The 3809-nt window shown below is 72.9% G+C and carries 6 protein-coding genes; 2 read left to right on the top strand and 4 right to left on the bottom strand.

Going from position 1 to position 3809, the window contains the following annotated elements; translation table 11 throughout:
* Positions 1-323: 323 nt before the first annotated feature.
* The 3 genes from JNW98_RS20715 to JNW98_RS20705 form a co-directional block, all read right to left on the bottom strand.
* Positions 324-986, bottom strand: coding sequence for a DNA-3-methyladenine glycosylase (locus JNW98_RS20715; protein ID WP_223769766.1), 663 nt, complete (start codon positions 984-986; stop codon positions 324-326).
* A 91-nt stretch (positions 987-1077) separates the two neighbouring features.
* Positions 1078-1521 carry a barstar family protein gene (locus JNW98_RS20710; RefSeq protein ID WP_223769765.1) on the bottom strand — a complete coding sequence of 148 codons (444 nt, stop codon included), beginning with the start codon at positions 1519-1521 and terminating at the stop codon, positions 1078-1080.
* Entirely contained in the window at positions 1518-1997 is a 480-nt protein-coding gene (locus JNW98_RS20705) for a guanyl-specific ribonuclease (RefSeq protein WP_223769764.1), read from the bottom strand. The genes JNW98_RS20710 and JNW98_RS20705 overlap by 4 nt, the downstream gene beginning before the upstream one ends.
* Before the next feature lie 119 nt (positions 1998-2116).
* Here JNW98_RS20705 and JNW98_RS20700 point away from each other — a divergent pair, with 119 nt between their 5' ends.
* Positions 2117-2677, top strand: coding sequence for a YbhB/YbcL family Raf kinase inhibitor-like protein (locus JNW98_RS20700; protein ID WP_223769763.1), 561 nt, complete (start codon positions 2117-2119; stop codon positions 2675-2677).
* A gap of 401 nt (positions 2678-3078) precedes the next feature.
* A complete protein-coding gene (locus JNW98_RS20695) occupies positions 3079-3585 on the top strand; it encodes an HNH endonuclease (protein WP_223769762.1) in 507 nt (168 codons plus the stop codon).
* Positions 3586-3624: 39 nt separating this feature from the next.
* On the opposite strand, the gene JNW98_RS20690 is transcribed toward JNW98_RS20695, so the two are convergent.
* The coding region (locus JNW98_RS20690) for a TSUP family transporter (protein WP_223769761.1) at positions 3625-3809 on the bottom strand (185 nt) is incomplete at its 5' end.

Genomic DNA, 3809 nt, shown 5'->3' with positions numbered 1-3809 from the left:
GTTTCCAACCTTACCAGATCCTTTTCCGTTCCGTTTCCGGCCCGGATTCGAAATCCGATCCCCGTTGGAGGGGGTTTTGCTGCCCGCCTTTCGGCGTGCTCACTACGTTAGCGGAATTTCCCGCCGACTCCCAATCGAGCCGTGAAGTCCGAATCCGGCACGCAAAAGCGCAACAGAAAGCAAGACCCCTTCGGGGATCCCTCGTCAGTAGTGGTTGTGCCGCCCAACGGTCGGTGCAGGCGCTTACAGCGCTGCCCGTCTCCAGCGGCTCGGGCTACGTTAGGCGCTCGGCCGCCCGGAGTCAAGCACCGGCTCCCGGTCCGTCAGACCTTGCCGGTCACGCGGTCCTTGCCGCGGTTGCGGGGGACGTGGGCGCGGTAAGGGCTCACGGTCGGGTCGCCGTCGATCCAGAACCGCCAGGGGTGGAGTGCGCCCTCGCCGCCGACGCCCGTCCGGGGGCCGTTGCGGACGTGGTCCGGGAGAGCGGGCGTGCCCTGGAGGACGGAGAGGGGGGCCGTGGGGCCGGCGCAGATGTCGGTGCCGTTGAGGGTGCGGTCCACGTCCAGGGCGGTCGCGAGGCGCGCCGGGCCCTGGGCGAGGTCGCGGTCGTTGCGCGACTTCGGGCGGCGGGCCCGGGCCAGGTCGTGGCCGGTGAGGATCTCGCCGGCGCGCAGCAGGACACCGCTGGCCGTGCCCTCGGGGCCGCAGACCAGGTTGAGGCTGAACCACATGCCGTAAATGAAGTACACGTACGCGTGGCCGGGCGGGCCGAACATGGACGCGTTGCGCTCCGTCCGTCCCCGGTAGGCGTGGGAGCCGGGGTCCAGCTCCCCCGCGTACGCCTCCACCTCGGTGATGCGGAGCTCGATCGGCCCGTCGGGGCCCGTCCGGACCAGGGTGCGCCCGAGCAGTTCGGGGGCGACCTCCAGGACGGGGCGGTCGAAGAAGGCGCGGGCGAGCGGGGTGCGGTGGTCGGAGGAGGACATGCGGGCCGAGGGTACTGGACCGGACGGACATCCGACGGGGCGGCGATGCCGTCCGGCCAGGTCGGGGCCCCGGCTCTCCCCCTCCCAAAGGTCACGCCAGGAGGACGGCCATCGGGGTCTCCCTGTCGCGCCAGAAGCCGACCGCGTCGGCGAGGATCGTCGACGCGGTCGCCGCCGCCTCCGGGGCGGCCTCGCGGAAGGCGTCCCAGTCCTCCGCCAGGAACAGGTAGCCGCGGGGGTCACCGTCCTTGCGCCACCAGGACAGGTCGGTCAGGCAGTCGGCGAGGGCGTCCCAGTTGTGGCCGAACCAGCCGGGGAAGCCGAGGTCGGCGGCGCAGCGGTCGAGGAAGGCCGCCTTGCCGTCGACGTCCCGGAGGCGGAGCCGGGCGGCGTGCCAGCCGGCCTCGGCGGCCAGCTTCAGGGCGTGGGAGGGGGACTCGGTGACGGGCAGCCGGTAGGTGCCCGGCGGGAGGGTGCCGTCGAGGAGGCCGGGCACGCCGGGGGTGGGGAGCTCGCTGGTCGTACCAGTCGTCATGGTTGCACCACCGCTTCGAATGTCTTGTAGTGATCGCCGGTGTAGTAGCGCTCGGAGTGGCTGCCGGTGACGATGCGGCGGGCGCCGCGGGTGCGCGCGTCCGGGGTCGGGACGGTGTACTCGTGGTAGTACCCGCGCGGCTGCTTGGGCAGCCGGTTCTCGTAGTTGCCGAAGACGGTGCCGTCCTTGGGGTACGGGAACGGTCCTCCCTTCGCGATGAGTTCGAGGGTGCGCCGGGCCTCGGGGGGAAGCTTGTCCGGGGTGACGGTCTTCATGCCCTTGGCCCAGGCGGGCGTCGGGCCGGTGCCCCGGGAGCCGTCGCCGGTGGAGCCGTGGGGTGATGCCGTGGCCTTCCCGGTTTTGCCGTGGCCGCCGGACGAGCAGGCGGGGAGGAGGAAGAGGGGCAGGGCGGTGAGGAGGACCGTCAGGGTGCGCAGGGCACGGCCGGAGGGTCGTCGTCCGCATCGTCGTGACACGTGTCGTGACACATGTCGGAGCACACGTCGAAGCACGCGCCTTATGGTCTCAGCCGGAGCCGCCGGTGCCTCGTTAGGCTGGCGTTTTCACGTGTCCGTGCGTTTCCGGAGGTGCAGCAGTGTCATCCGTGTCGTCCGCGTCCGATCAGCAGGGCCGTCCGCCGCTCCCCCACGACTTCCTGCCGCCCGTGCCCTCGTTCACCGTGGTGAGCGACGACGTCCGGCCGGGTGCCCGGCTCGCCGACGCGCAGGCGTACGGCGGCGGCAACCGCTCGCCGCACCTGCGGTGGGAGGGCTTCCCGGCGGAGACCAAGAGCTTCGCCGTCACGTGCTTCGACCCGGACGCGCCGACGGGGAGCGGCTTCTGGCACTGGGTGCTGTTCGACATCCCGGCGGACGTCACCGAGCTGCCCGCCGGTGCGGGCGGCGGCGAGATGAAGGGGCTGCCCGCCGGCGTGACGCACGTGCGGAACGACTACGGGACGCGCGACTTCGGTGGTGCCGCGCCGCCGCCCGGGGACGGCCCGCACCGCTACGTGTTCACCGTGTACGCCGTGGACCAGGAGAAGCTGGGTCCCGACGCGGACGCGTCGCCGGCCGCCGTCGGCTTCAACCTGCGCTTCCACACCCTCGCCCGGGCGCATCTGATCGGCGAGTACGAGGTGCCGGCGAACGGCTGATCGCGCGTCGCGGCCGGTGACCGGCCGCCCCGCCCGGGCGGCCGGAAATTCCGTTGCGCGGTGTCCCGCGCGGCCCGCAGAGTGGTGGGGGCCGACGGCGTCGCATGCGGCCGTCGGGCAGTGGACACCGCAGTGGCGGGGAGGGTGCGGCGCGTCGCGCGCCGGCCGTCTGCCGGAGTCCCGGGCGTGGGCCCGGGGCGGCCGCGTCCGCTGCCGTACGCTCCGGGCCCGGTTTCGACACGGGGGAAGGGCCCGGAGCGTCCCCGCTTGCCCGTCACCCTCTCGTTCACCTCAACTCCCTTTGCCGTACCCGAAATTGCGTTGTCGCTTTTCGGCCCTCCCGGCACAGTTGAGCCATCTCCGCCGCCGGGGCGGGGGTGCCGGCCGGGAGGTGGAACGGGATGCGGGAGACGCTGGTCCTGAACGCGAGCTTCGAGCCGTTGGCGACGGTGTCGTCGCGGCGCGCGGTGGTGCTCGTACTGCAGGACAAGGCCGTCGTGGAACAGGCTCGCCCCGGGCTGCGCCTCCACTCGTCCGCCATGGAGGTGCCGGTGCCCCAAGTGATCAGGTTGCGCCGGTACGTACGGGTGCCCTTCCGAAGACGCGCGCCGTGGTCCCGGCGGGGGGTGCTGGTGCGCGACCGGCACCGGTGCGCGTACTGCGGGCGGCGGGCCACCACGGTGGACCACGTGCTGCCGAGGTCCCGCGGCGGCGGGGACACCTGGCTGAACACCGTCGCCGCCTGCGCGGAGGACAACCACCGCAAGGCGGACCGGACGCCGGAGCAGGCGGGGATGCGGTTGCTGCGGCGTCCGTTCGAACCGACGCCGTCGGACGCGCTGTTGCTGTCGGTGGGGGCGCACGACGGGGAGCGTCTGCCGGAGTGGTTGGCGGTTCCCGCCGCGTGAGCGGGCGGCGGCGCCCGTCGCTCGTGAGGGGGGTCGTCGCTAGTCGCGCAGCAGCAACTGGGTGATGGCGACGACCCCCACCACCACGATGACGCCGCGCAGCACCTGCGGTCGCAGGCGGCGGGCGACGCGGGCGCCGAGCTGGCCCCCGATCGTCGAACCGGCGGCGATGAGCAGGACGGCCGCCCAGTCGATGTCGGCGACGAAGAGGAAGAAGAGGGCGG

Origin of the sequence: Streptomyces huiliensis (assembly GCF_020037025.1) — a bacterium.
Lineage (GTDB): Bacteria > Actinomycetota > Actinomycetes > Streptomycetales > Streptomycetaceae > Streptomyces > Streptomyces huiliensis.
This window is presented reverse-complemented; position numbering and strand designations above follow the sequence as displayed.